General features: G+C 72.1%; 31 protein-coding genes, 1 pseudogene and 1 riboswitch. Of the genes and pseudogenes, 13 read left to right on the plus strand and 19 right to left on the minus strand.

Features of this window, described 5'->3' with window-relative positions; all coding sequences use genetic code 11:
* Positions 1–7 precede the first annotated feature (7 nt).
* Together ACMCNK_RS10665 and ACMCNK_RS10670 are read left to right on the plus strand one after the other, a co-directional pair.
* Positions 8–985, plus strand: coding sequence for an aldo/keto reductase (locus ACMCNK_RS10665; protein WP_412736225.1), 978 nt, complete (start codon positions 8–10; stop codon positions 983–985).
* Positions 986–992: 7 nt separating this feature from the next.
* Positions 993–1193 (plus strand): hypothetical protein, encoded by a 201-nt coding sequence (locus tag ACMCNK_RS10670; protein ID WP_412736226.1) that lies wholly within the window; start codon positions 993–995, stop codon positions 1191–1193.
* Between the two features lie 146 nt (positions 1194–1339).
* Here ACMCNK_RS10670 and ACMCNK_RS10675 read toward each other — a convergent pair whose 3' ends face one another.
* The 7 genes from ACMCNK_RS10675 to ACMCNK_RS10705 form a co-directional block, all read right to left on the minus strand.
* Positions 1340–1543: a cold-shock protein gene (locus tag ACMCNK_RS10675; protein ID WP_011905669.1), complete on the minus strand. Its 204-nt coding sequence runs from the start codon at positions 1541–1543 to the stop codon at positions 1340–1342.
* A 234-nt stretch (positions 1544–1777) separates the two neighbouring features.
* Positions 1778–2050, minus strand: coding sequence for a DUF4235 domain-containing protein (locus ACMCNK_RS10680; RefSeq protein WP_412736227.1), 273 nt, complete (start codon positions 2048–2050; stop codon positions 1778–1780).
* Entirely contained in the window at positions 2047–2451 is a 405-nt protein-coding gene (locus tag ACMCNK_RS10685; protein ID WP_412736228.1) for a DUF3618 domain-containing protein, read from the minus strand. Before ACMCNK_RS10685 ends, ACMCNK_RS10680 begins: the two co-directional genes overlap by 4 nt.
* Positions 2448–2882, minus strand: a complete 435-nt coding sequence (locus ACMCNK_RS10690; RefSeq protein WP_412736229.1) for a phage holin family protein — start codon at positions 2880–2882, stop codon at positions 2448–2450. Before ACMCNK_RS10690 ends, ACMCNK_RS10685 begins: the two co-directional genes overlap by 4 nt.
* A 101-nt stretch (positions 2883–2983) precedes the next feature.
* Positions 2984–4270 carry a mechanosensitive ion channel family protein gene (locus tag ACMCNK_RS10695; RefSeq protein ID WP_412736230.1) on the minus strand — a complete coding sequence of 429 codons (1287 nt, stop codon included), beginning with the start codon at positions 4268–4270 and terminating at the stop codon, positions 2984–2986.
* Positions 4271–4417: 147 nt separating this feature from the next.
* Entirely contained in the window at positions 4418–4744 is a 327-nt protein-coding gene (locus ACMCNK_RS10700) for a hypothetical protein (RefSeq protein WP_412736231.1), read from the minus strand.
* A 156-nt stretch (positions 4745–4900) separates the two neighbouring features.
* Positions 4901–6520 carry a glycoside hydrolase family 3 protein gene (locus ACMCNK_RS10705; protein ID WP_412736232.1) on the minus strand — a complete coding sequence of 540 codons (1620 nt, stop codon included), beginning with the start codon at positions 6518–6520 and terminating at the stop codon, positions 4901–4903.
* Between the two features lie 146 nt (positions 6521–6666).
* On the opposite strand from ACMCNK_RS10705, the gene ACMCNK_RS10710 reads away from it, so the two are divergent.
* Positions 6667–6795: a hypothetical protein gene (locus ACMCNK_RS10710; RefSeq protein ID WP_412736233.1), complete on the plus strand. Its 129-nt coding sequence runs from the start codon at positions 6667–6669 to the stop codon at positions 6793–6795.
* Between the two features lie 59 nt (positions 6796–6854).
* Here ACMCNK_RS10710 and ACMCNK_RS10715 read toward each other — a convergent pair whose 3' ends face one another.
* Entirely contained in the window at positions 6855–7451 is a 597-nt protein-coding gene (locus ACMCNK_RS10715; protein WP_412736234.1) for a C40 family peptidase, read from the minus strand.
* A gap of 9 nt (positions 7452–7460) precedes the next feature.
* A riboswitch (cyclic di-AMP (ydaO/yuaA leader) is annotated at positions 7461–7622 on the minus strand.
* Positions 7623–8031: 409 nt separating this feature from the next.
* Here ACMCNK_RS10715 and ACMCNK_RS10720 point away from each other — a divergent pair.
* A complete protein-coding gene (locus ACMCNK_RS10720) occupies positions 8032–8535 on the plus strand; it encodes a hypothetical protein (protein ID WP_412736235.1) in 504 nt (167 codons plus the stop codon).
* A 19-nt stretch (positions 8536–8554) separates the two neighbouring features.
* On the opposite strand, the gene ACMCNK_RS10725 is transcribed toward ACMCNK_RS10720, so the two are convergent.
* Together ACMCNK_RS10725 and ACMCNK_RS10730 are read right to left on the minus strand one after the other, a co-directional pair.
* A complete protein-coding gene (locus ACMCNK_RS10725) occupies positions 8555–9739 on the minus strand; it encodes a glycosyltransferase (protein WP_412736236.1) in 1185 nt (394 codons plus the stop codon).
* 102 nt (positions 9740–9841) lie between these two features.
* Positions 9842–10624: a hypothetical protein gene (locus ACMCNK_RS10730; protein ID WP_412736237.1), complete on the minus strand. Its 783-nt coding sequence runs from the start codon at positions 10622–10624 to the stop codon at positions 9842–9844.
* 67 nt (positions 10625–10691) lie between these two features.
* Here ACMCNK_RS10730 and ACMCNK_RS10735 point away from each other — a divergent pair, with 67 nt between their 5' ends.
* Both ACMCNK_RS10735 and ACMCNK_RS10740 read left to right on the plus strand, forming a co-directional pair.
* Positions 10692–10892 (plus strand): hypothetical protein, encoded by a 201-nt coding sequence (locus ACMCNK_RS10735; protein ID WP_412736238.1) that lies wholly within the window; start codon positions 10692–10694, stop codon positions 10890–10892.
* Positions 10893–10965: 73 nt separating this feature from the next.
* Positions 10966–11322: a DUF6401 family natural product biosynthesis protein gene (locus ACMCNK_RS10740; RefSeq protein ID WP_412736239.1), complete on the plus strand. Its 357-nt coding sequence runs from the start codon at positions 10966–10968 to the stop codon at positions 11320–11322.
* Positions 11323–11415: 93 nt separating this feature from the next.
* Here ACMCNK_RS10740 and ACMCNK_RS10745 read toward each other — a convergent pair whose 3' ends face one another.
* On the minus strand, positions 11416–13050 hold the full coding sequence (locus ACMCNK_RS10745; protein WP_412736240.1) for a mechanosensitive ion channel family protein: 1635 nt from the start codon (positions 13048–13050) through the stop codon (positions 11416–11418).
* A 109-nt stretch (positions 13051–13159) separates the two neighbouring features.
* Positions 13160–15016, minus strand: a complete 1857-nt coding sequence (locus tag ACMCNK_RS10750; protein ID WP_412736241.1) for a cellulose binding domain-containing protein — start codon at positions 15014–15016, stop codon at positions 13160–13162.
* A gap of 189 nt (positions 15017–15205) precedes the next feature.
* On the opposite strand from ACMCNK_RS10750, the gene ACMCNK_RS10755 reads away from it, so the two are divergent.
* From ACMCNK_RS10755 to ACMCNK_RS10770, 4 genes are all read left to right on the plus strand, one after another.
* Positions 15206–17173 (plus strand): SpoIIE family protein phosphatase, encoded by a 1968-nt coding sequence (locus ACMCNK_RS10755; protein WP_412736242.1) that lies wholly within the window; start codon positions 15206–15208, stop codon positions 17171–17173.
* A gap of 248 nt (positions 17174–17421) precedes the next feature.
* Positions 17422–18204 carry a VOC family protein gene (locus tag ACMCNK_RS10760; protein ID WP_412736243.1) on the plus strand — a complete coding sequence of 261 codons (783 nt, stop codon included), beginning with the start codon at positions 17422–17424 and terminating at the stop codon, positions 18202–18204.
* A gap of 126 nt (positions 18205–18330) precedes the next feature.
* Positions 18331–18567 carry a helix-turn-helix domain-containing protein gene (locus tag ACMCNK_RS10765; RefSeq protein ID WP_412736244.1) on the plus strand — a complete coding sequence of 79 codons (237 nt, stop codon included), beginning with the start codon at positions 18331–18333 and terminating at the stop codon, positions 18565–18567.
* 3 nt (positions 18568–18570) lie between these two features.
* Positions 18571–19185 carry a Clp protease N-terminal domain-containing protein gene (locus ACMCNK_RS10770; RefSeq protein ID WP_412736245.1) on the plus strand — a complete coding sequence of 205 codons (615 nt, stop codon included), beginning with the start codon at positions 18571–18573 and terminating at the stop codon, positions 19183–19185.
* Between the two features lie 9 nt (positions 19186–19194).
* Here the strand turns inward: ACMCNK_RS10770 and ACMCNK_RS10775 are convergent, their stop codons facing one another.
* The gene (locus ACMCNK_RS10775; RefSeq protein ID WP_412736246.1) at positions 19195–20793 is read right to left on the minus strand and encodes a diguanylate cyclase; all 1599 of its coding nucleotides are present in this window, start codon (positions 20791–20793) and stop codon (positions 19195–19197) included.
* A gap of 165 nt (positions 20794–20958) precedes the next feature.
* Here ACMCNK_RS10775 and ACMCNK_RS10780 point away from each other — a divergent pair, with 165 nt between their 5' ends.
* Entirely contained in the window at positions 20959–21429 is a 471-nt protein-coding gene (locus ACMCNK_RS10780; protein WP_412736247.1) for a TIGR00725 family protein, read from the plus strand.
* Between the two features lie 39 nt (positions 21430–21468).
* A complete protein-coding gene (locus ACMCNK_RS10785; protein WP_412736248.1) occupies positions 21469–21933 on the plus strand; it encodes a MarR family winged helix-turn-helix transcriptional regulator in 465 nt (154 codons plus the stop codon).
* A 549-nt stretch (positions 21934–22482) separates the two neighbouring features.
* Here ACMCNK_RS10785 and ACMCNK_RS10790 read toward each other — a convergent pair.
* From ACMCNK_RS10790 to ACMCNK_RS10815, 6 genes are all read right to left on the minus strand, one after another.
* Complete coding sequence (locus tag ACMCNK_RS10790) at positions 22483–22830, minus strand: helix-turn-helix domain-containing protein (protein WP_412736249.1); 348 nt, start codon at positions 22828–22830, stop codon at positions 22483–22485.
* A complete protein-coding gene (locus ACMCNK_RS10795) occupies positions 22782–23294 on the minus strand; it encodes a DUF6879 family protein (RefSeq protein WP_412736250.1) in 513 nt (170 codons plus the stop codon). The genes ACMCNK_RS10790 and ACMCNK_RS10795 overlap by 49 nt, the downstream gene beginning before the upstream one ends.
* A complete protein-coding gene (locus ACMCNK_RS10800) occupies positions 23272–23448 on the minus strand; it encodes a hypothetical protein (RefSeq protein WP_412736251.1) in 177 nt (58 codons plus the stop codon). The genes ACMCNK_RS10795 and ACMCNK_RS10800 overlap by 23 nt, the downstream gene beginning before the upstream one ends.
* Positions 23449–23608: 160 nt before the next feature.
* Complete coding sequence (locus tag ACMCNK_RS10805; RefSeq protein ID WP_412736252.1) at positions 23609–24463, minus strand: helix-turn-helix domain-containing protein; 855 nt, start codon at positions 24461–24463, stop codon at positions 23609–23611.
* Between the two features lie 7 nt (positions 24464–24470).
* Positions 24471–24986 carry a DUF6879 family protein gene (locus tag ACMCNK_RS10810; RefSeq protein WP_412736253.1) on the minus strand — a complete coding sequence of 172 codons (516 nt, stop codon included), beginning with the start codon at positions 24984–24986 and terminating at the stop codon, positions 24471–24473.
* Entirely contained in the window at positions 24964–25203 is a 240-nt protein-coding gene (locus ACMCNK_RS10815) for a hypothetical protein (protein ID WP_412736254.1), read from the minus strand. The genes ACMCNK_RS10810 and ACMCNK_RS10815 overlap by 23 nt, the downstream gene beginning before the upstream one ends.
* A 179-nt stretch (positions 25204–25382) precedes the next feature.
* On the opposite strand from ACMCNK_RS10815, the pseudogene ACMCNK_RS10820 reads away from it, so the two are divergent.
* Positions 25383–25613: pseudogene (locus ACMCNK_RS10820) on the plus strand (pirin family protein); the annotation flags it as partial.
* Positions 25614–25626: the final 13 nt, after the last annotated feature.

Consider the following 25626-nt stretch of genomic DNA (forward strand, 5'->3'; position numbering starts at 1 on the left):
TCACGGCGTGGAAACCCGGACCTTTGCCCGGATGGGGCGAGATGTCGGCGTGGTCGGGCTCGGGGCGTGGCAGCTCGGCGCCGACTGGGGCAGCGTGAGCGAAGCTGACGCCCATGCCACGCTGCAGGCGGCCGCGGACGCGGGCGTGACGTTCTTCGACACCGCCGACGTGTACGGCGACGGCCGCAGCGAGCAGATCATCGGCAGCTTCATCAAGGGCCACCCCGGCATCACCGTGGCCACCAAGATGGGCCGCCGGGTGCCGCAGGAGCCCGCCGCGTACACCATGGACAACTTCCGGGCCTGGACGGACCGGTCCCGCACCAACCTCGGCGTGGACACCCTGGACCTGGTGCAACTGCACTGCCCGCCGACCGCGGTGTTCGCCACGGACGCGGTCTTCGACGCGCTGGACATGCTGGTGCAGGAGAAGCGCATCTCGGCGTACGGCGTCAGCGTCGAACGCGTCGACGAGGCCCTCACCGCCATCGCGCGGCCCGGCGTCGCCAGCGTCCAGATCATCCTCAACGCGTTCCGGCTCAAACCCCTGGAGCGGGTGCTGCCCGCCGCCTCCGCGGCCGGGGTGGGCATCATCGCCCGGGTGCCGCTGGCCAGCGGGCTGCTCTCCGGCCGCTACGACGAGCACACCACGTTCGCGCCGGACGACCACCGCAACTTCAACCGGCACGGCGAGGCGTTCGACGTTGGCGAGACATTCTCCGGAGTGGACTTCGCCACCGGCCTGGAGGCGGTACGCCGGCTGCGCCCGCTGGTGCCCGAGGGTGCCACCATGGCCCAGTTCGCACTGCGCTGGATCATCGACCAGCCCGGGGTCACGGGCGTCATCCCGGGCGCCCGCGATCCGGGGCAGGCACGCGCCAACGCGGCCGCCGCCACCCTGGCACCGCTGCCCGGCAGCACCCACGACGCCGTGCGAGCCGTCTACGACGAGCTCGTCCGGCCCCAGGTCCACGATCGGTGGTGAGCACAGCATGCGCGGATGGCTGGCGATGACCGTGGGACTGCTCGCGGTCGTACTCGGTTCGGTGTGGACATTGCAGGGCCTGGACGTGCTGGCGGGCAGCGCGATGAGCGGGGTGACCGTCTGGGCGGTCATCGGCCCGGTCGTGGCGATCGGCGGCCTCGTGCTCATCGTGATCGGTCTGCGGCAGCGCAGCCGCAGCAAAGCCTGACCCGCCGCGATCCACACACGACTGCGGGCCGCGGAAAGCGGGGCGCAGCAACGCGAAGGCCCCGCATCCCGGTGAGGATGCGGGGCCGACTTGCACCGACCTCCGCCAGGCGGCCGGCAACCGACGTCACCGCCGGCGGTTTGGTCTCAGAGCGGGCGGACCTGCTCCGCCTGCGGGCCCTTCTGGCCCTGGGCGATCTCGAACTCGACCCGCTGGTTCTCTTCCAGAGTGCGGTAGCCGCTGGTCTGGATGGCCGAGAAGTGGACGAACACGTCAGCACCCCCGCCGTCGACGGTGATAAAGCCGAAGCCCTTGTCTGCGTTGAACCACTTCACGGTTCCCTGCGCCATGCTGAACTCTCCTTCTGACAATGCCGGCCCCCGTGATGCGGGACCGATGGCCGTTTTCGAGCAGCGGCGCTTGAGGCGACCACGTACACAAAAACTGGGCACACTGTACCGAAGAACCGCGCGCAAAGCTGCCCCTCGGTCGAATCGAACGACCCTTGACAGACAAGGAAAAGCCCCCGGCGGCACGACTGCGCAGCCGGGGACCTGGATCAGGGTTCGTCGATGATCAAACGGTCAGTCGGGCCACTCTCCCGTGAGCTTGCGTACGCCGGTGGCGCCACCGCGATCCACCAGCGCCTTCACCACCGCAAAGATCGCGCCCTGCAACGCCGCGGCCGCGATGATCTCGCCCCAGCCACGGTCCTCGTCCGTCGCGTCCGGAGTCTCGTCCTCGCCCGCTGCGAGCTGCCAGACCTTTTTGGTCACGAAACCCGCTATCGCACCGGCGGCCACGCCCAGCAGCAGCCCCACCGGCTTGTACGCGAACTTCTGGAGCCGGCCGCTCACCGGCGCCGCCGCCGGATGATCAGGATGATCCCGGCCAGCGCCACCGCACCGGCGATCACCGCACCGACCGGGAACGGGTGGCGTCGCACCTGATCCCCCGCCTCGTGCGCCACGTCCATGGCGCCGGAATCGCGGACCTTGCCCGTGGCGGACTGCGCCGCCTCCCGCACCGCGTCCGTGGCCGACTGGGCGTTGTCCCGCACCTTGCCGGTGGTTTCGGCAACCTGCGACTTGACCTTCCGGCCGGTCTGTTGCACCTGCTCCTTGGCCCGCGCCTTGACGTCCGTCTTGGCGGCCAGCGCCCGGACGGTGTCGCCGAGATCGGCCCGCGTCTCGGCGATCTCCTCCCGGAGCGCGGCAACGTCCGGCTTGGCCTGTGGGGAACCGTTCTTGTCACTCATGCCTGGCTGCGCTCCTTGATCGCGTGCTTGACCTCATCGACATCGGCCCGGGCGCTCCGCATGGCGGCCACGGGTTCGAGGGGGGTGGCCCGGCGCAGCTGCCTGCGGCCGTACAACGCCATGATTCCGGCTCCGGCGAACAGCACCACCGTCATGATCAATGCGGCGAGCCAGAGCGGGAGAAACAGGTCCAGCACCACGATGAGCGTGGCGATCATGGCGCCCAGCCCGTACGCGGCCAGCAGTCCGCCGCCGCTGAACAGGCCCACACCGACACCGGCGCGCTTGCCCTTCTCCGCCAGTTCCGCCTTCGCCAGTTCGATCTCGCCGCGCACGAGGGCGGTGATCTGGTCACTTGCCTGCTGGATCAGTTCTGCGGTGGACCGGTCCGCGGTCGTTCCGGCCCGGTCGCCGCTCAGGACGTCGGCCATCGCGTCCTCCCTTCCTGCTCAAGGCTTTATGCCCTGACCAGGGGACGGTCAATCCTCACCGGGCGAATTCCCCCCACATCGGTGACATCCACCCCGCCCGCTCAGGTGACCTCTTCCCGGGCCAGTTCCCTCCGTGCTAGGTCCTCCCGGGCAAGGTCCTCCCGGGCCAGGTCCTCCCGGGCCAATTCCTCCCGGGCGGGCGTCGCGGGGCCGCCGAACGACGCGGCGCGGGACTCGCCGTCCGAACCTCCGCCGAAGACGCGGGCACCCTCGTCCGCCTCATGTCCACCACCGAGCACCAACGCCGCACCCGGGGCCTTCGGGGCGGCAGCCGGCGGGGACGCCGGGCGGGCCGCGCCGGCTGCCGGAGCCCGCATCTCGGCGCGGTACCGGGGCACCGACTCCGGCTGGTGCTCCCAGACCCAGGCGACCAGGCGTTCGCGTACCAGGCACCGCAGGTCCCACAGCGCCGGGGCATCGTGCGCGCTCACCAGCGCGCGCAACCGGACCATGCCGCGCACCGCGTCGGTCACCTGCAACACACACACCCGCCCGTCCCACAGGTCGCTGCTCTCACACACGGCGCGCAGCTCCGCGCGCAACGGCTCCACCGCGGTCGCGAAATCCACGTCGATCTCGGCGGTACCGAGCACCGCGGAGCCGGTACGAGTCCAGTTCTGGAACGGCTTCGTGGTGAAGTACGAGGTCGGCAGGATCAGCCGCCGGTCGTCCCAGATCTGCAGTGCCACGTACGTGAGGGTGATCTCCTCGATGCGTCCCCACTCCTGCTCGACGACCACGACGTCGTCGATCCGGATCGCGTCGCTGAACGCGAGCTGGATCCCGGCGAAGACGTTGCCCAGCGTGCTCTGCGCGGCCACCGCCGCGACCACGCTGATGATGCCCGCGGAGGCGAGCAGGCTGGCCCCCAGCGCGCGCACCGCGGGGAAGGTCATCAACGCCACGCCGAACGCCACCACGACGATCGCGGCGACCGTCACCCGGCGCAGCATCACCACCTGGGTACGGACCTTGCGCGCCTTGCGGTTGTCGGGCACATCGGTACGCCAGCGTGCCAGCGCCACGTCCTCCAGCACGAGCAGCAGGGCGCCCACCAGCCATGCGCCGGACACGATGACCAGGATGACCAGGATGTGCAGCAGCTCGTGGCGGCCCGGGAAGTCGCCCGTTGCGCTGCGCAGCGCCTGCTGCACCGCGAACAGCGTGAGCGTGGTGAGGAACGGCTTGTGCGCGGTGCGTTCGAGCGTGCTCAGCAGCGGCCAGCGGCGCGCGTACCGGGTCAGCAGCCAGTGCACGGCCTCGACGAGCACGATCGCGGCGCCCGCTGCGAGCACCACCGCGAGCAGTGCGGTCAGGAAGTCGGACACGGTCTCTCCTCCGCGAGGTCGCGGACGCCCGAAAACTCCCTTTCACACCGTACACGAAGGGGGCCTGGGCGATGCCCACGACGACGAGGCCGACGGATTCGCCCCCGCGCGGTCGGTCACCGAACGCGCAGGCCCGCCGGCCGGTCCCTAACGGGAGATCTGCACCCGCACGGCGTCCTTGGTGACGCTGTCCAGCGACACCTGCAGGCCGGCGACCTGCACGGCCGGCTGGCCCGTGGTGAGCTGGATCTGCTCGCCCGCAACCTCCAGCGTCACCGTGCCGCCGTCGGCCCGGACGAAATGCGCTTCGACCCCGAGGACGCTGGCGCTCGCCTCGGTGCTGCGCTCCAGGGTGACCGTGCAGGAGTTGACGCTGCAGTCCACATTGTCGCCGCCGCAGCCGGCGAGCAGGGTGATCGCGAGGGCGGCAGAGGTCAGCAGGGCGGCGCTACGGCGCGAGGGGCGGTTCCACACCCCGACCAGGGTACGTCGACCCCGCCACGGCCGTCATGGGCACCGCAACGGCCGTCGTGAGCACCGTCGCTCGGCCCGGAGTGCTGCCGCCCGCGAGCCCGGAGTGCTGCCGCCTGCGAGCCCCGGACTGCTGCCGCCCGCGGGCCCGGCGTCAGGTCATGCCGCCACGGGTTCCGGCGCGGACACCGACGTTCCGGCGATGACCTGCGCGGCGGCCAGCCCGCACGCCCGGGTCGCGCCGTACGTCGCGACGTGCACCCCGCCGCTGATCGCGACCGGGACGCCCATCTCCACGACGATCGCGTCCGGGCGGACGGTGAGCGTGTGCGCGAGCGCCTCGGCGACCCACGGGTGGCGATGGGCGTCTCGGACCACGAGCACGAGCGGGCGCGCGCCCGCATCCGCGAGCACCACGGCGGCCGGATCGGGCACCCCGGCCAGGTCGTCGGCGTCGAGCCGGACCGCGGTCGTGCCGGGCAGCAGCTCGGCGAGGGGCCCGCCCACGCCCCACGGGGTCTCCAGGCCGACGGCGATGTTGCGCGGCGGGGCGAACTCGACCACGTGCGGCGCCTCGGTCAGCGGGAGCACGGGCGCCTGCGCCCGGACCGTGACCTTGACCGCACGGCGGGCGGCCGCGAAGCCGACCGCCGACCCCGTGACGGCCCCCGCCCCGTCCGTGCGACCGCCGCGGGCGGGAGCGCCGCCGGCGCCGGGCCTGTCATGGCCGGGCCCGGGAATGCCGGTCGGATTCGTGCCGGACGGGTTCCCGGGACGGGCGGCCGTGGTCCACGCGGCGAGGCGGCGGACCCGCGAGGCAGCGTCGTGCAGGCGTTCCTCACTGAGGTCACCGGCCCGGACCGCGGCCACGATGGCGTCGCGCAGCCGCACCGCGGTCTCCTCGTCGGCGTGGTCCCCGCCCACGCAGATCGCGTCGGCACCCGCGGCGAGCGCCAGCACGGCGGCGCCGGCCAGCCCGTACCGTCGGCGTACGCCGCGCATCTCGATGCCGTCGGTGACGATGAGGCCGGTGAAGCCCAGTTCCTCGCGCAGCAGTCCGGTGAGGATGCGCCGGCTCAGCGTCGCGGGCAGCTCCGGATCCCACGCGGGCACCAGCAGGTGGCCGGTCATGACGGCCTGCACCTCGGCGGCGATCGCGGCCCGGAACGGCAGCAGCTCGCACGCGTCCAGCTCGGCGCGGCTGCGGTCGATCACGGGCACGGCGTGGTGGGAGTCCACACTGGTGTCGCCGTGGCCCGGGAAGTGTTTCGCGCACGCGGCCACACCGGCGCGTTGCAGACCGGCAACGAACGCGGCGCCGTGCCGGGCGACCAACTGGGCGTCCGCGCCGAACGCGCGCACACCGATCACCGGATTGTCCGGATTGGAGTTGACGTCGGTGTCCGGCGCGTAGTTCAGGGTGACGCCCGCGGACGCGAGATCCAGCCCGAGGTCGTGGGCCACGGCCTCGGTGACCGCGATGTCGTCGACCGCGCCGAGCGCCAGGTTGCCGGGGCGCGAGCTGCCGTGGCGGGACTCCAGCCGGGTGACGTCGCCGGCCTCCTCGTCGATCGCCACGATGACGTCCGGCCGCTCCGCCCGCAGTTGCGCGGTCAGCGCCGCCACCTGGGCGGCCGACTCGACGTTGCGGGCGAACAGCGCCACGCCGCCCAGGCCCTCGGCGAGGCGGCGGCGCACCCAGTCCGGTGCGGTGGTGCCTACGAAGCCGGGCTGCAGCACGGCGGCGGCGAGCTCCGGCAGGTCCCCTTGTCGCGGCATGAGCCCCCGCACCTCCGGTGACGATCGACCACGCGCCTGCTGAACACCCGGCAACCGTCGTGGACGCGGCGGACGGACCAATGGTCACATCCCGCCCGCCTTCAGTCAACAAACCTTTCTATTACGGCGCCGCTAGAGTGCACGCCGTGAAGAGCTCCGTTCTGGCGACGTCCGGCGTGGACTGGTCCCAGGTACATGCCGTGCGGCTGCTCGGTGTCGCCCTCGCCGCGCTCATCCTGTTCTGGGCGATCCGCCGCATGTTCGGCGGCAAGTGAACTCCGACGCAAACGGCGAAGGCCGCCCCGGATCCGGGGCGGCCTTCACACCTACCTGTTCAGACGCCGACGCGTCCGTACTTGACGCGACCGGGCTCGAAGATCGCAGCCAGTTTCACCCGGCTGCCGGGCTTGGGGGCGTGCCACACCTTGCCGTGACCGGCATAGACCGCGACGTGGTAGGCGTGCCCGCCGCGAAGCCAGAACACCAGGTCACCGGGGCGCCGCTGGGATTTTGCGATCCGGTGGGTCTGCCTGTACTGGGCATTCGCGGTGCCGCCCAGCTTCAGCTTCGCCTGGCGGTACACATACCCCGCCAGACCTGAACAGTCGAACGCCGTGGGGCCGTGCGCCCCGAAGCGGTACGGCTTGCCCTTCTGCGCCTTGGCGTACGCGACGATCTGCAAGCCCCTTACCCGGGCCGCCGCGACCGCCCGGGCTGCCCGCAACCGGGCCGCCCGCGCCGCGGTGGCGCGGGCCTTGGCGGCGCGTTGCGCCGCGGTCAACCGCGCACCCGACCCGACGGCAACGGCCGCCGAGTCGCCCGACGCCGCCGAGGACGGCGCCGCTGTACTCAGGTTGACGGTGGTTACCAGCGCTGCGGCGATCCCGAACAGGGCGAGGCGACGCAGAACCGGCTGGTGACGGTGGAACATTCAGGCATCCTGATCCTTCAACCCGCGTGCGAGGTTAGCTGTCGGGTTAGGCCTTGAAGTGGCCCGTCGCGCGCTGCGCGACCACACCCCAAGCCGGTGTCCGGCACCGGCGCACTGGGTCCCCCGTTCCTGCCCATCGAAGTCACTGATAGGAGTCAGTCTTCGTTCGCACTTCCAGCGGGCAGGACTCCGCGGCCGGAAGCGGCGCCCCGAAATCGGGGTGCGCCTTACCGTCGGCATGCCGCCGGACCGGCTCAGCGCCACTGCCGTTGCAGGGACCTCGCGACTACCGAACCCGACGCGCGGGCCCGTACCTCGCGGGACATGGCGCGCCCAACAACCCCGGAAGTGGACGACCCGGACGCCAAACCGTGGCGTACGTCACACCCGGGTGCGCGGCTCGGCGGCGCAGTGAACCGGGACCCCGGCGGCAGAGGGTGCCTGCCCGTACGGTCGGCGACATACGCGGCGGGACCGGATGAGGATTCCGCCCAGCACACGGCGGGTACAGATCCCGTCCGTTCCGGCAGTCCAGGAGAATGTTCTCCCGGTCGCCGACAACCGTGGAAAGGACACCCGAGTGACGGACGAACCGATGTACGCCACGCTGGGATACACCGACGCGGAGTGGGGTCTGCTGACCGGCCTGCCGCAGTCGGTGCTGACCGCCGCCAGCGCCGCCACCCCCGACGGCGCCCGCAAGACCCGCGCCGAGAGCGCCGCCGGGCTCGACGAGATCGCGGACGCCCGCGCCAGCGCCAGCCCGCTGGTCGCCACGATCGCCGCGGCCGTGGTCGACCTCGCGGGCGACCCCGAGCGCGGCGAGGAACCGCCCGTCATCGCCCCGGACGACCCTGCCGCGTACGCCGCGGACGTGCTGCAGCGCGCGACGCAGGCCGCCGCGCTGCTGGCCGCGAAGGCCCCCGCCGCGGACGCGCAGACGTACCGGCACTGGCTGGTGGAGATCGCCGACTCGGTGGTCGGCGCGGCCACCACGGGCGGCGTGCTGGGCATCGGCGGCGAGACCGTGACCGAGAGCGAGCGCCGGTTCCGCACCGATCTGGCGACGGCCCTGGGGAACTGAGTCCGCGGGCCGGGGCCGGTCAGGCGATCGCTTCCTCCCCCATCTGGCCACGGCCCGTGACCACCGCATAGACCGAGCCCACCTGGGCCGCCGCCCGTTTCCACGAGTACGCCTGGCGGGCCCGGTCCACGGCGGCCGTCGCGTACGTGAAACGCCGCACCCGGTCCAGGATGAGCCGCCGCAGCGCGCTCCCGAGCGCCACGGGATCGCCCGGCGGCACGAGCACGCCGGTCAGGCCGTCCACGACCGTGTCGGCGAGACCGCCGCCCGCGGCACCCACCACGGGCAGGCCGCACGCCATGGCCTCCAGCGGGGCCGCCTCGAACCCGTCCTGCCGGGGCACGGCGGCGAACAGGTCCGCGGAGCGGTACCAGCGCGGCATGTCCGCCCGGGGCACGGCACCGACGAGACGGACACGGTCGGCGACCAGGCATCGCGCCGCGATGTCGCGCAGTCTCGTGGCCTGCGGGTCCGCGGGCAGCTCGGCGGCCGGTGGACCACCCACCAGCAGACATTCCGCCCCGGGCACGCCCCGCATGGCCGCGATGACGTCGCCGAAGCCCGCCTGCTCCCCCAGCGCACCCACCGCGATGATGCGCGCCCGGTGTGGATCACGCTCGGCCGCAGGCCCGGTCGGGGTGAACCGCCCGCTGTCCACGCCGGCCGGGACGAACGCGAGCCGGGCCCGCGGCACCCCCAGGCGGACCAGCTCGCGGACCTCCTGCTGGCTCTGCGCCACCACCCGGTCGACGGCGCAGCCCAGCACACGCTCGTAGCCCGCCCGCGACGGTCCGTCGGGTGCCGGTTCGGCGGTGCCGAGATCCTGGAACGACTGCACCACGGGTACGCCGATCCGCCGGGCCGCGGTGATCGCGGCGAGGCCGCTGGTCCAGAAGTGCGCATGAACCACCGCGGGCGCCCAGTCGCCGTCGCGCCAGCACCGGCCGAGCCACTGCGCGAATTCACCGAGGTACGGCAGCCGCGCCGCCGGGGGCAGCTCCTTCGCCGGTCCGGCCGGGACGTGCTGCACCGGGACGCCGCCGGGCGCCCGGATCAGGTCGGGTGGGCCGGCGCGGTTGCGTCGCGTGTAGACGCGGACGTCGTGCCCGAGCTCCACGAGCGCCGCCGCGAGCTCGACCACCTGGCCGTACCGGCCTTCGGTGGCGTGCGGACCGGCGGGTTCGGAGATCATCGCAACGCGCATGGATCCCTCCAGCTACGCAGCCTCCGGGCCGAGGACCGGAGCGGGGGCAGTGACACCCGGTCCGAGTTGCCCGCAACGTCCGAAGCGTAAACCCGCCCGTGATCACCCGGAGACGAGCGTGAGCGTGCCCGCCGGTGCGCGCAGGTCCACGGCGTACCGGTCGGCGGCGCTCGCCCACCCGGCCGGGGTCAGCACCGATCCGGCCGGGGAGTCGTGGTGCACCCCGTGTGGCGTCGTGACCCTCCCGGCGCCGCCGCGCAGGCGCACCCGGACCGGGACGGCGGCGGCAGCCCGTACCGTGATCGTGGCGACGCCGCCGGTGAGGGTGACCGGCACCGTGCCGCGGGGCCGGGGCAGCCGCAGGTCGAGCAGCCCGGCGGGCCCCGCCAGCACCCGGCGGACACGCCCGCCGGTCAGGTCGAGATGCTGCTCCCCCGCGCCCGCGGGCAGCCGGACGTCCCAGTCGACCGTACGGTTCAGCGCGATCCGGACCGTGTCCGGGCCGTCCCCGCCGGTCGGCCGCAGGCCGAGACACACCCGGCCGGGCTCCCCCGTGACCTGCGGGGCCAGGCCGGACTCGGCCGGGGTGCTGATCCGGTAGAGCAGACCGGGCAGGTCGACGAGCCGCACGTCGACCCGCGACGCGGCGTCCCGGACGGTGAGCGAGGCCCCGGTCCGCCCGCGCAGCGGAGTCGCCAGCACCTGCCCGGGCCGGGGCGCCGACGGCGGCCCGCTGGGCGCTGATCTCCACTGCGGTGCCGGTGCGGCGGCGGGCCACACGGACCGGGTCAGCCCGGAGCATCCGGCCGCCGCAAGCAGGGTGATCAGGGCGAACAGCGTCGTGCCCGGCCGCACGGCGCGGCGGTGACTCAGCTCGTGGAACACGTTCGGACAACGGAGATTCGGCCGAACGGGTGACGGCGTTTCGCCCGGATCAGGCCACACTTTCCGGATGCAGTCCGCGGGTTTCCTGTCCGGCCGGCAACGGCGGTTCGCGTGGCTCGGCTTCCTGCTGGCGGCGGTTCAGGCCCCGCTCGCCGCGAAGCTGATCGACGACGCGTCCTGGCTGTTCGCGGTGGTCGTGGCGCTCGTGGTGGCCACCGTGATCATCGCCGACGACGCGCAGCGACGCCGCCCCGCGCCAGCCGAGTAGTTCCGGCGGTTCAACCGACCTGCACCGGTCGGGAGAACCGTTGGATACCCGTGGCTTCCTACCGTCTTTTTTCATGACTGGCCTGTTCGGCGGCGCTGCCGCCCGCGCTGCAACGCGCTCCGCCCATGCCTGCCTCGACGCTCTGGCTGCCACGGTCGGCGTCTCCGGTCACGCCGCGGCCGCGGAATCGCCCGGCCTGCTCGCCGCGGTCGACCAGCACTCCGCCGGTATCCGGCAGAGCCTGTCCGCGGACAGCCGCCCGCTTACGCCGGTGATCCTCGCCGCGTATGCGGAAGGGGTTCGCGAGGCCGCGTACAAGCACGGCTGGCAGGCACCGGCCGACGGAATCGACTGGACCGTGCAGGACTGGGTGCTGGTACGCCTGCTCGCGGTGTGCACGCTGGCCCGTACGCTGCCGCCGCGCCGCTGACCACGCCGCAGGGCCGACGAAAATCTGCCAGGGCCGGTGCCGCATGTCTGCGGTACCGGCCCTCGTCCGTTTCCCGTCCCTGCAGCGGCCTGGTCAGTGACGCTTGCGGGGACGGTTCCGGCGGGGCGGCTGCTGCTGCCCGGGTTCGGCGGGCGGCTCGGCGGTCTCGTCCGCCGGCGGGATGAGCTGGGTTTCGGCCGTTGTGTCGTCGTCCTCGGCCGGCTCCGGTCCGGCCGTCACGTCCCCGACCGGGATGGGCTGCGTCTCCTGATCGCCGGGCGGTTCCGGCGCCGCCGCGGGAATCGGTAGCCGCAGGGTCGGTTCGCTGTCCCGCGCCGCCGCCGCGGTCGCGGGTTCCTCCGGCCCGGCGTCCCGGACTCCGCCGATGTCCGTGGTGGTCTCGTCGTCGGGCCCGAAGCCCGGAACGAAGTCCGGTCGATCGTCGGGGTCCGGGTCGGCGCTGCGGACCGCGCGGCCACCGGACCGGCGCCCGGAGCCGGTACGGCTCGGCCGGGGCGCCGCCTGCTGGTCGCGCTGCCGGGCCGCCTCGGCCTCCGCCTCGAACGCGGCCGCCGCCGCCTGCCGGGCCTCCTGCGCCCGGCGTGCCTCGTCGTCGCGCTCCCGTACGGTCTGCTGAGCTCGCTCCGCCGCGCGCGCCTGCTCGGCACGCCGTGCTTCCTCCGCCCGCCGCGCTGCCTCCGCGGACTGCCGGGCCTCCTCGGCGGCCTGCCGGGCGGCCTCCACGCGGCGCGCTTCCTCGGCTTTCCGGGCTTCCTCCGCCCGCCGCGCCTCCTCGGCCTTACGCGCCTCTTCCGCCTTGCGTGCCTCGTCCGCCTGGCGGGCTTCCTCGGCCTTGCGGGCCTCTTCCGCCTGGCGTGCCTCCTCGGCCTTGCGGGCCTCCTCCGCCAGCCGCGCCTCCTCCGCCAGGCGCGCTTCTTCCGCCAGGCGGGCTTCCTCGGCCTTGCGGGCCTCCTCGGCCTGCCGGGCCTCCTCCGCCAGGCGGGCCTGTTCGGCCGCCTCCCGGGCGCGCTCGTCGGCGTACGTGCGGGCGTGCTCCCGGATCGCCGCGGACTCCGCGCCCGCCCGTTCGAGCCACTCGTCCCAGCGCCGCTGCATCGGACGCACCAGGCCGCCACCGACGCCCACCACGAGGATGCCCGCGACCGTGGCCAGGACCGCGATGAGCAGCGGCTGGGTCACGGACGTGGCGATGTGGACCTGATCCAGCGCGGCGATGACCCCCAGCGTGATGATCAGGACGGACGCGATGCGGGCCAGCAGCCGGCCGTAACTCAGGCCGCCGAGCGCGCTCGCGATCAGGTCGTGCGCCGCACCGGCGATCGCGGACGCCACCACGACGATCACGATCGCCACGAACGCCCGCGGCAGCCACGCGATGAGCACGGTGAGCAGCTCGCTCACCGGGTTCGGGCCCCACAGTCCGAACGCGAGTTGCAGCGCGAACAGCAGCACCGCATAAAAGGCGATCTTGGCGCACAGGTCGCTCGCGTCGATGTTGCTGCCGCGCAACGCCCGGCGTACCGCGCCGCGCTCGACGGCCCGGTCGAAACCCATCCGCTGCAGGGTCTTGGCCACCAGCGTGCGGGCCAGCCGGGCGACGACGTACCCGATGGCCAGGATCGCGATGAACGCCAGCGCCGTCGGTACGAACAACAGCACCGAGCGCCACATGTCGCTCAACCCCCGGCTCAGGTCGTCCCCGCTCATCCGCGCCCCCTAGCTGCCGTAACCGGTCCGGCGACGTGCCGGCTCACCCACGACATTAGGTCGGGCGGAAGGGACCGCCGGACGCAGAGTGACGAGTTCGCCCGTCCGGTCAGCCGCAGGACTGTCCGTTGATCATGCAACTACCCGGGTCGGCGGTGAGCACTCCCTGCACCGTGAAGGTGAACGTGACCGATCCCCCGGCAGGGATCGTCGCCGCATCACCCACCGGGGTGAACGTGACTTTCTCACCGTCCTGGGTGACCGAGACCGCGGAATCGCCGGAGACCTGGTTGCCGCCGGGGATCTTCAGCGTCACCTTCCACTGGCTCGCGGCGCGGTCGCGCGGGTTCGTGACCCGCACGGTGCCCGCATAGTTCGTGAGTCCGTCCGGACCGGAGTCCGCGGTATGGCTGAACGCCGCGGTCAGCGGCGGCGCCGACGGCGACGGCGACGCGCTGGTCGAGGGCGATGCGGTGGCGCTCGGCTTGGGGGTGCCGCTGCCCGGCGTGGCGGCGCCGGGCAGGGCCGTTCCCGGTCCGGTCGGGGCGGTGGTGCCGGTGGGCGAGCTGCCCCCGGTGTGCCCGGAGCGGCGGGACGCGGTCGGTGTGGCCCCCGCGGGGCTCGAGGTGGAGGGCTTCGGGGACTCGGCGGGCTGCGCGGGGATCCCGGCCGGGGTTGCGGCCGCCGGGTCCAGCTGCACGTCGTCCGAGGGCAGGCCGGTGGCGGTCGCCGCGGGCGCGGCGGTGCGCGCCGTCGGGGCGGAGCCGCGCAGCGCCGCGTAGCAGATGCCGGTGCCGAGCAGGACCGCGGTGGCGGCGGCGCCGAGCACGAGCATGCGCCGCCGTTGCGGCCGCGGGGCTGCCGCCGATTCGGGTACGCGGTGCCCGGCCGTCCCGCCGCGCCGGTCCGCGGGCGCGGCGCTGTGCCGGTGGTCGGCGGTGACCGTGACTTCCCGGTCGTGGGCGGCCGGGGTGGCGACGGGCCGTGTCCAGTCGCCGTCGGTGCCGGCGTTCCCTCCGGTGGCAGGCGCCGCATCCGCGTGGTGCCACGCGGCGGGGCCGTTGCCCGCCCCGGCCGGTTCGACCGCCGGGGCCCAGCTGACGCCGGGTTCCGTCGCGGGCGCCCAGCCGGCCGCAGCTGAGCTGGACTCCGGGAACCAGGCCGGTCCTGTGGCGGCCGGCGGCGACGGCCACCCGGGCTCGTTCGCACCGGCCGCTCGGCCCCAGCCCGGGCCGTTCTGCTCCGCCGGACCCCAGCCCGGCTCGTACTGTTCCGCCTGATGCCGGCTCGGCTCGTACTGCTCCGCCTGGTACCGGGCCGGCTCGTACTGCTCCGCCTGGTACCGGGCCGGCTCGTACTGCTCCGCCTGGTACCGAGCTGGCTCGTACTGGTCTGCCTGGTACCGGGCCGGCTCGTACTGCTCCGCCTGATACCGGGCCGGCTCGTACTGGTCCGCCTGATGCTGGCTCGGCACGTACTGGTCCGTCTGGCGCCAGTCGGGCCCGGTGGTGCCCGGCCAGGCCGTGTCGTGCGCGCCCGGCGCCGGAGGGGCCCCGGAAATCCGGGCGAATCTTCCGGTTCCGCCGCTCAGCAGCGTTCCCCCGGCCTGGCGGGGGCCTTCCGCGTGCCGGGGCTCGGGAACGGCAGAGCGGCCGTGCGGAGCTTCCGGCTCGGCACCGGGTTCGGGCAGCGCCCAGGCGTTACGGATACGGGCCGCGGTGCCGGAACCCGGCCGTCCCTGTCCGCCCGCCGCCGGTTCGCGCGGGGCCGGCAGGTGCCCGGCCGGGGGCGCGTCGGCGCTCCGGCCCGGCGGCTCCACGTCGCGCGGGGCGAGGTCGGCGAGGGCCGCGTACGGGTCGGTCGGCTCGGGGTCGGGCTCGGCCGCGGGCTGTGTGTCGAACTGCTGCAGCTCGGCGACGTACCCCATCACACCGCGGCTCGGCCGGGGCTGGCTGGGAAAAGTCACGCCGGGACTATAGGACTTGGGAAATCGAAAGCACCAAGGTCAATTGGGGTACGGCAAGACTACCCAGCGTCAGGTCGCGGGCGATACCGTCACATGTGACGCAGGACACTCCGTGGCGTCCCGGCAAGTTTCGGACGGTCGGATGGTGCCCGTATCGTCCAAAAGGATGAGTGGGGATAGGCTTTCTTCATGACGGGCTCGGGAGGCGGGGACCCTTCCACCATCACCGCACTGCCGAGCCAGGCAGGCGCGGTGACCACCGGTGCCCAGGCCTGTGCCGAGCTGCTGCGCGTGTTCGACTGGGCGACGACCTCCCTGGGGCCGCCGGCCGGCTGGGACCCGCCGATCCGCACGACCGTGGAGGATGTGCTCGCATTCGCCGGGCCGCTGGCGGTGGTGGTGGGTGACGAGCTGCGGCTGATCTACAACGACGCCCATGCCGTGCTGCTCGGCGACCGGCATCCGGAGGCATTCGGGCGCCCGGCCACCGAGGTGTACGGCGAGTTGTGGCAGGAGGCGGCGGCCGAGACCAACCAGGTGACCCGACGCCTGCAGAGCCTCGGCGAGTTGACCGCCCGGCTGGCCGGTGCGATGACGGTCGACGACGTGGCCCGGGTCGTCCTCGCGTTCGCGACGGCCTCGTTCGACGCCGATCACTGCGCGTTCGCGATCGACGACGGCCCCGCGTGGCGTTACGTGCGCCGGATCCGCGGCGAGATGCTCGACGAGGCGGACGAGCGGCTCCCGCCCCTGTGGAAACGGATCGGGCCGGAGAGCATGTCCCCGCTGGTCGCCGCCGCGAAGGGTGGCCACAGCACGTTCACCGCCGAGGGCGCCCCGCTGCACGACGTCGCCGCGGACCGGCACGAGCGCCGGATCCGGTCGCTGGCGGTGCTGCCGTTGCGGGCACCGTCCGTGCGCGGCGCGCTGTCACTGGGTTACCGCAGCGGGCACGCGTGGCCGGCTGCGGAGCGGGCCCTTCTCACGGCCGCGGCCGAGCTGGTGGTGCAGGCCGCCGAGCGGGCCCGCCGGTTCGAGGCTCAGCACGGCACTGCCCAGTTGCTGCAGCGCAGCATGCTGCCGGAGCACCTGCCCGAGTTGGACCGTTTCCGCATCGCGGCCCGCTACGACGTGGGGGTGGACGGCAACGCCGCGGGCGGCGACTTCTACGACGCGTTCGAGCTGGCCGGCGGCCGCCTGGCCATGGTGCTCGGCGACGTGGCCGGGCACGACGTGCGGGCCGCGGCGGTGATGGGCCAGGTCCGGGCCGCGCTGCGGGCGCTGGCGCTGACGGATCCGGCGCCGCAGACCGTCCTGGCGGGGCTGGACAGGCTGATCGGCTCGCTGGGCGCGGAGCAGCGCAACGAGGAGATCTTCGTGACCGTGGTCTACGGCGTTCTGGACCCGGTCGACGGCACGATCACGCTGGCCAGCGCGGGCCATCCACCGCCGGTGCTGCGCCGCGGCAGCGCCGAGGGCCCGGCGACGGCCGAGCTCGTCGTGGTCCCGCCGGGCGCGCCCCTGGGCCTGGGCGGCCGGTGGGGCATCGGCAAGGTACGCCTGGAGCCCGGCGACACGATCCTGATGTTCAGTGACGGCGTGGTGGAGCGCCGCGAGCAGACCCTGAGCGTGGGACTGGACGCGCTGGTGGACGTGGTGGCTGCCGCGCCGAGCGGCGACCCGCGCAACCTGTGCGCGCTGGCCACCGCCGCCGTCCCCGGGCGTACCGACGACGACGTGGCGGTCCTGGCGGTCGAGCATGCGGTCGCGTTGAGCCGTTCGGCGACCATGCTGGTCCCGGCGGAGCCCACGGGGCCGAGCCGGGTGCGTCAGTGGATGACCACCCGGCTGCGGGAGTGGTCCGTGCCGGAGGGCGTGATCAGCGCCGCGATCCTGTGCACCAGCGAACTGACCACCAACGCCCTGCTGCATGCGGGCACTCCCGCGCAGGTGCACATCGACCTCAGCGCGGAACGGCTGCTCGTGTCGGTCGCGGACACGGGTACCCGGGGCAGCGTGGCGCGTGCCCAGACCGACACGATGAGCAGCCGGGGCCGCGGCCTCGGGCTCATCGAGGAGCTCAGCGACGCCTGGGGCACCGATCCCAGCGTGCGCGGCGCGACGGTCTGGTTCGAGATGCTCATCCCGGCGCGCTGAGATTTGCGTACGGTCCGAGGTGGACCGGTCCCGCTGCGTGTTCGCCGCGCCCTAACGCGTCGCATCTTCACGTTCCGTGCTTGCAAGTTGCGCAACGCTGAGTGACGGATGCACCGTGAAACGTAGTTCTTTCGGACATTGAACCTCTGTGTGATGGCGGAGCGTATTCATTGTCGTAAGGTGTTCGACACCCCCTCCTTACAGTCGGGCATCCACGATGGAACGACCGGAGAGAAAGGTGCGGCCAGATGCGCATCCGAGGCTTCGCGCCGGCGACCCCGTGCTGGGTCGAGCTGGCCAGTACCGACCCTGCCGGGGCGGCGGACTTCTACGCGAGTCTGTTCGGCTGGGAAGCCGCCGGGCACCGATTCCGGCTCGACGGTCACGTCGTGGCCGGACTGACCCGCGCCGACGCGGATCGCCCGGCCGGCTGGCTGACATATCTGACCGAACCGGACCTGAGCGGCGCCATCGAGCGGGTGCTGGAGGCCGGCGGACGCTGCGTCAGCGTCCCGGCGGACGCACAGGGCGGCCGGGCCGCCATCGTCGCCGACGCGGAGGGGGCGACGCTGGGGCTGTGGCAGGCGGACGACTTCGCGGGCATCGAGCTCGGCGGCGAGCCGGGCGCGATGACCTGGCCCGAACTGCTGACGCACGACGCGCGGACCGCCCTCAACTTCTACGGTCGCGCGTTCGGCTGGCTGTTGCGCGACGAGCCGGGCAGCGCGCGGACCCGCGGCGAGTGGCTGACCCGGGGGCATGACGCCATCGCCGGGCTGGCCCCGGGCGACGGCTGGACCCGCTGGCGAACCGCGTTCCAGGTGGCCGACTGCGCCCGGGCCGTGGAGCTGTGCCGGACGCTGGGCGGCGGCGTCGTCACCGGCCCGATCCAGATGGGCGTCGGCCGGTACGCGGAGCTGGTCGACCCGTGGGGCACCCGGTTCGCGGTGGCCGCGCCGGTGGGCCTGCCCATGGAGCTGGGTGTGTCGTTCGGGTCGCCGACCGGAGTGGAGCTGACGTTCCCGGGCTGACACTTGCACCACTGACTTCCGCCGGAGGGCGGGGAACGAATCGGGGCCGATCCCACGGGGGGATCGGCCTCGATTCGTGTCAACGTCGGTTGACAAGCGGATGGCTGTCAACGTACGTTGACACGCATGACGGAAGCAACCGACCTGGCCGCCGCCGCCGGAAGCGCGGAACCCCGGGTGGGCCTGCGAGCGGTCGTGGCGCTGCGCCGCCTGCTCGAAGGGCTGGAGCACCTGCAGGTGGCCAACGCCCGCCGCCAGGGCTGGTCCTGGCAGGAAATCGCCGACGCACTCGAGGTGACCCGCCAAGGGGTACACAAGAAGCACGCGTCCCGGATGCCGATGCACGACCCACGGGAGGACTGACCGATGTTCGAACGCTTCACGCACTCCGCCCGGGAAACCGTCGTGCGGGCCACGACCGAGGCGAAACAACTGCACCAGTCCCCCGTCGGCACGGAACACGTCCTGCTGGCCCTGCTCGCCGACCCGGACTGGGCCCCCGCCGCAGCCCTCAAGGCCGGGGGCGTCGACGCGGCGTACGTGCGGGCCGAGATCCTGCGGCGCGCCGGGCAGGGCACCGAGCCGGGCGGCGCACCCGCGGCCGACCCGGAAGCCGAGGACGCCGCCGCCCTCAAGGCCATCGGCATCGACCTCGACGCCGTGCGCCGCGCGATCGAGCAGACGTTCGGGCCGGGCGCGTTGCGGCTGCCCAGGGACACCGAGCCGAAACGGCGGGGCTTCATGAGCCGCTTCTACGGCAGCGGACACACCCCGTTCTCCGATCGGGCCAAGAAGGTGCTGGAGCTCTCCCTGCGCGAGGCGCTACGGCTCAAGCACAACTTCATCGCCCGCGAGCACCTCATGCTCGGGCTGCTGCGCGACGGCCGCGGCCCGGCCGTACAGATCCTCACGGACGCGCACGTCGACCTGGCCAGGCTGCGCAGCGACCTGACCGAATCGCTCACCCACCGCGCCGCGTGACGCCCGCTGTCAGGGTTCGTCGCGGTCGCGGTACGCGCGGGGACGGCGCTCGGGCGGGGTGCCCGCGACGACCCGGTTACGGCCGGCACGCTTCGCGGCGTACAGGTTGCGGTCCGCGGCGGACAGCGCCGCGGACTGGCTGCGGGGCCCGCTCTCCTTCACCCCGGCCACCCCGGCGCTGATCGTCACCGGCAGGTCCCCGGTGATGTCGTGCCAGCCGAATTCCTCGACGGTCCGCCGGATTTCGTCGAGCGCCGAGATCGCGGCGGACACCTGGGTGGCGGGGAGCACGAGGACGAACTCCTCGCCGCCCAGCCGGGCCACGAACCCCTCCGGGGCGGTCGCGGCGAGCCCGGTCTCCAGCAGCTTCGCGACCTGCACCAGCACCTGGTCGCCGGTGTCGTGCGACAACGTGTCGTTGATCCGCTTGAAGTGGTCGACGTCGGCGATCGCGACGACCAGATCCGGATCGTTCGTGATCAGGGCCGGCAGTTCCTCGTCGGCGTAGCGGCGGTTGCGCAGGCCGGTCAGCGGGTCACGCCGGGCCTGCTCCCGGAACCGCTCCGCCTCCTCACGGGCCTCCGCGGTCTCGAACATCACCTGCCGGGTCTGCGCCCGCGCCTGCCGTTCCTTCATGTACAGGGCTTCACGGGCGGCGAAGGACAGCTTGTGCTCCGCGAACGCCGCGGCATGATCACCGCGGGCGGCGTACAGCTCGGCCTGCTCCAGGTGCACCCGGACCATCACCTCGGGCAGGTCCCGTTCCGCGCACAGCGCGCGGGAGAGGGCGAGGCTTTCCTGGGCGCGATCCGGTTCGCCCAGGCCGCGCTGGACCCGCGCCATGGTCAGCTGATACTCGGCCATGTCGTCGGCATTGTCCGTGAACCCGGCCTCGCATCGTTCGATGCACAGCCGCATCGTCCGCTCAGCCTCGGCATACTGCCCGTTCTCGACCTGGATCCCGCCGATCGTGTCCAGGTACGCCGGGTCGAGCTCGACGCCGCGTTCGGCCGCATGCGCCAGCAGCCGCCTGGCCACCTGCTCCGAGCGCGCGAACTCCCCCGCGGTGAACTCGTTGTACGCCCAGTTGTTCAGTACGACCGTGAGCAGCTCCCACTGCCCCAGTTCCCGGGCCAGCTGCTCGGCCTGCCGGAACCGGGGCCGGGCCGCGTCCATGGTGCCGTTGAGCGCCAGCGCCTCGGCCAGCCGGAGGCGGTGCGACACCTGCATGTAGTCGGTGGCGGTCCCGTCCAGCAGCTCGACCGCGCTCAGCGCGTGTTCCAGCCGCTTCGCCGAATCACCGGCCAGCCGCGCCACATTCGAGCAGGCATTGTGAGCGCGAGCCTGCAGCAGTTTGTCGCCGTGCTGAAGAGCCCACTCGAGCAGTGTGTGGATCGCCCGGGTGGCGGCGACATCACCGGCGCGCAGCCGCAGGCTGGCCGCGCACAGTCGGGCGCGCGCGAGCAGAGCCTCGTCGTTCAGCGGTTCGGCCAGCCGTTCGATCTCGACCGCGGCGGCGTGGCAGCCTTCGACGTCGGACACGACCTGGTCTTCGAGTGCCAGAAGGGCAGCCGACAGTTGCTCGGCGCTCGCCACGCTGCCGTCCACCAGTCCACCCCCAGCCGTCACGGTGCCGATCGGCTCCCTTGAGCTCCGCTTGAACCAATTGCGGGCCATGTGCCGGGGCACACGTTCGGTCCCCCATGGAAGGAATTGTCTGACCATCGGCCACCCGGTCGACGAGGAATTCCGGAGCAGCGAGGCTAGGTCCTGATGACATTCCAGGTTGCGGTGTGCGGGCCTCGCCAATGCACCGATGAGGACAGGGCTCACGCGTACGCGGTCGGCGAGTTGCTGGCCGAGGCCGGCGCCGTCGTGATCTGTGGCGGCGGAACCGGCGTGATGCAGGCAGTGGCCGGTGGCGTCAGATCCAAGGGAGGGATCGTCATCGGGATACGGCCCGGCGACTCCCGGGAGGGGGCCTCGCCGGATCTCACGGCCACCATCGTGACGAACATGGGCGAGGCCAGAAACGCCGTCATCGTGTGGAGCGCCGACGCGGTCATCTCCGTCGGCGGCTCCTGGGGCACGTTGAGTGAGATCGCCCTGGCCATGCGGCGTGGCGGTATCCCCGTGGTCTGCCTCGGCGGATGGAGTCTGACCGACAAGGACGGTGCACCGGTGCCCGGCCTGCACGTAGTCACTACGCCGCAGGAAGCCGTGACAGCCGCGCTCAACAGCTGACGCCGCTGTTGTTCAAAACTTGAGGAGTACGGTGGTGGCGTGCCGGAGCCGCTGACCGACGCCCAGCAGGTGTGCTGGCGTGCCTACATCGAGAGCAGCTGGGCACTGCACACCCGTCTGGAGGAGGAACTGCGCGCGGCGACCGGCCTGAGCATGGCCGACTACCACGTACTGGTCGCGCTCTCGGAGGCACCCGACCACCGGCTGCGCATGGGGCAGCTGGCCGGGCGCCTGGTGTTCTCGCCGAGCCGGCTCACGTACCAGATCGCCTCGATGGCCAAGCGCGGCCTGGTCCGCAAGCAGAGCTGCCCGCAGGACGGCCGCGGCCAGGAAGCGGTGCTTACCGACGCGGGGCTGGCGGCGCTCACCGCCGCCGCGCCGCTGCACCTGGCCACGGTGCGCGACACCTTCATCGACGACCTCGACGACGCCGAGATCGCGGCACTCACGGGCGTTTTCGGACGCCTCGGCCCGCGCCTGCGGGCCACGTCGCACAGCGCGTAGCGCGGCCGGTTCCGCTGCCTGCCACATCGGCACCGAGGTTGGCCACCGCTCGGCCTGCTCGGGCGCGTGCCCTGCCCGGATCAGCCGGACGACCATCAGCGCTGTGTCGATCCATGCTGCGCCGCGGCCGAGTCACGGTTCTTCCCGGGCTGTTGTAGCAGTTCGCGGTCTGTGCCGGGCAATCTCACGGCGTCACGCAACCTGCACTCCGCTCCGCTGTGGTCCGCTTCGCCCAGCCCAAGAAACGGTCGTACAGATCGGCTGCGGCTCTATCCGTGCCCGCAGCCCTGTCGTCGATCGCCTCGACCAGGCACGAGGCGAGATATACGGTGAGTCCGGTCGGGAAGCCTTGATACTGCTCAGCAAGCTCGACCTTCGCCGCAGCGCACGGCCAGGCTCGACCGCAGGTGCGGCAGTCCCATGACGGCCGTTCCGCCTGGTGGTCTGTGCGCGGCATCAACATGGCGGCGTTCCTCCGGTGCGGTGGTTCTGTCCTGGAGCCGGCGAGCCGCCCTGGCCGTGGCAGCAGCAGCCCGACCCGCCCGGCAGTCACGCTAGGCTCGCGGGGATTCGCAGCTCAATGCCAGTGCGGACGTGTGCGTGGCGATTGGCGATCAGGTCCGGGATCTGGTCGGGCACGCCGCAGTGTTCGCACCATGCGTGCACGTCAGCCTCGGAGGGTGCCGCGGACCCGTGCTCGATCCGCGACACCTTCGCGTGGTGCCGGCCCATCCGCCCCGCGAGTGCCAGCGCGGTGAGCCCAGCCTCTACCCGGATCTCACGGAGCCTCAGCCCAAGGGCCTCGCGGGCTTGCTGGGCGCTGGACGAGGAGGACGCATGCAACGGGCCTAGCTTGTGGGAAGTCGGTAGTCCGCGTGTGGCGTACTGTGCGCCCAAGCGGCATCGAACGCCTCGGTGAGCCGCGCTGCCAGCGCAGCGTCCTCGCGTAGCTCCTCGTCGATCCAGTCACCGTCGCCGTTGAAGTGGTTGAACACCACGACATCATCGATGACCCAGAAGTCAGCCGCTGGAAGGAACAGGTCCGGCGCGACGCGACGCGAGAGCCAGTGGACCTTTTCGCCCGCCGCGAGGTTGTGGCCCGCCGTGATGTCGTACTCATAGTGGACGTAGTCGGGGACAGGCTCAGAGACGACGCGAAGTCGTCGAACGGCGACGCCCCTCCCGGTGACCTCGCGGACCATGTCGGACCATGCGGCCCGCGTCACAGCGACGTCCGGTATTTGCCCCGCCCGCCAGGTTCGCCAGTCCGGGTCATCGAGCGTGTACCAGTCCCGCAACTCAAGGTGAATCGCTGACCGGGTGGACGCCGTGAGAAGGTCAGCGATCCTCGCTCCCGGCACCGCACACCTCCTGCAGAAACGGAACCGCACGGCTCGGCAGCCTGAGCACGGTCTCACGATCGGGAATCGGGCCGGTCGCCTGGACGGCGGCAAGCGTCGCCGCGTCGTCGATCTTCCAACCTTGAACCACGATGCTTCCGTCCTCGTCGTCCACCCACCGTCGGTGAGCCACCATCAGGGCTACCGGTCCTTGCCGATGAACCGTAGCGACATCGTGGTCTCCCAAACGGGTTCTCGTAGGCATGTTGTGAGCGGATCTGCGCGCCGGTACCCGGCGACTCTAGAGGGTGTGCGGAGGTGTGCGCGGCGATTGGTCAGGCGCCGATCGCGTCGATCGCGGCGGTAATGCGCGAGCGCGCGGCGAATCCGTACAGGGCGGCGGCGGACAGCTCGGCGAAGACCTGGGCGTACATCGCAATCTCGCGGGGCTGCGTCACCGTGAGATGCCCGGAGACCAGCTCGACCTGAACCTGTTCATCGTCGAAGATCCAGAAGCCTTCCACGGGCCAGGCGTCGTCGCGGTCGGGGCGTGCCGGGAGGATTCCGAGGCTGACCGTCGGCGCAGCCGAGACCTCGATCAGGTGGCCGAGTTGACCAATCATGACCTCAGCACCGCCAACACCGGCGGCCAGCGCTGCCTCCTCGATCAGGATGGCGAAGCGGTGCCGGGTGTCCCGGAGTATGCGCTTCCGCTCCATCCGAACAGCTACCGCATCCTCGACGTCGTCAGGTACGGACCGGCGCCGCCGGATGGCTTCGAGGACCGCGGTCGTGTAACCCCTGGTCTGGAGAACCCCCGGGAGCAGGTTCGGCGTGTAAACGCGAAACTGTCGGGTCCGCTCGTAGAGCGGCCAGACCGCCTCCTGCGCGTGCCGCAGTCCGGCCACCTCCATGCGACGCCACTCAATCCACATGCCTTCAACGGCGCGGAGCGAGGCGAGGAGGTCTGGGATCTGCTCGGGTATGCGGCAGTGCCTGCACCACTCGCGGATGTCGGCCTCGGAGGGTGCCGCGGAGCCATGTTCGATCCGCGACACCTTCGCATGGTGCCGGCCCATGAGTGCCGCGAGTGCCGACGCCGTGAGGCCAGCCTCCAAGCGGATCTCACGGAGCCTCAGCCCGAGGGCGTCGCGGGCTTGCTGAGCGCTGGACGACGAAGAGACCAACAACGGTGGCCTAGCTCGTCGCCGGCCTGTAGGCGTCGTGCGGCGTGGCGCGGTCCCAGACCGCCTCGAACGCCTCGATCAGCTGGCGAGCCAGGAGCGGGTCGTCGCGGTGCTCTTCGCCCGCCCAGTTGCCGACGCCGTCGAAGTGGTTGAACACGATGGCGTGGTCGTCGATGACCCAGAAATCTGTAGGTGGGACGAGGATGTCGGAGGCTTGCGCGCGCCCGAGCCAACGAACGGACTCGCCAGACGCGATGTTGTGCGCCTCTGTCACGTCGTACTCGAAGATCACATAATTGGTGACCGGCTCGGAAACGATTCGCGCTCGCCGAACGACCACGCCGCGCGCCGTAGTCGCCTTGATCAGGTTGTGCCACTCGTGCCATCGCTCGGCCGGGTTGAAATGGTCGCCTGCCTGCCAGTCGAGCCAGTCGGGGTCGTCCGGCGTGTACGCATCGCGCAGCTCCAGGTGAATCGCTGAGCGCACGGCGGAGGCCAGGAGCCTAGCGGTCGCCGACTCCGTCACCGCACACCTCCCGCAGGAACGGCGCCATCCGGCGAGGCAGTCGCAGGACGGTTTCGTGGCCCGGGATCGGGCCGGCCTCCTCGATTGCCGCCAGCGTCGTCTCGTCCCCGATCTTCCAGCCCTGAATCACGATGCTGTCGTCCTCCTCGTCGACCCACACCGTAGGTGAGCCGTTGTTCGGGCTTTCCGGGTCCTTGCCGATGAACCTTAGCGACATGTTGATCTCCAAATGGGTCCTCGTAGGCCGGTGGTAAGCGAGTCTGCGCGCCGGTGCGCGGGGCCTCAAGAGTGTGTGCGGAAGTGTGCGCGGCACTTTGCGAGCCGATGCGGGAACAACCGCCAGTTATTTCAGGTTTGAAGGACGTAGAATGAACCGACACGTCAGGAGGGTTCGAGATGCCCGCGATCACCGTTGACGACGTCCTGGTCCTGCCCCGCCTCCCGCACCTTGACGCCGCCACCACCACTGTCCGGCCGGTCCGCCGGCTCACCACCGCGCCCAGCGGCTTCGAGGGCGAAGGATTCCCGGTCCGCCGGGCGTTCGCCGGGGTACCGCTGACGGAACTGGACCCGTTCATCCACCTGGACCAGATGGGCGAGGTGGACTACGCGCCGGGCGAGCCCAAAGATTCTCGCCTGT

It is taken from the genome of Krasilnikovia sp. MM14-A1259 (assembly GCF_047159535.1).
Taxonomy (GTDB): domain Bacteria; phylum Actinomycetota; class Actinomycetes; order Mycobacteriales; family Micromonosporaceae; genus Actinoplanes.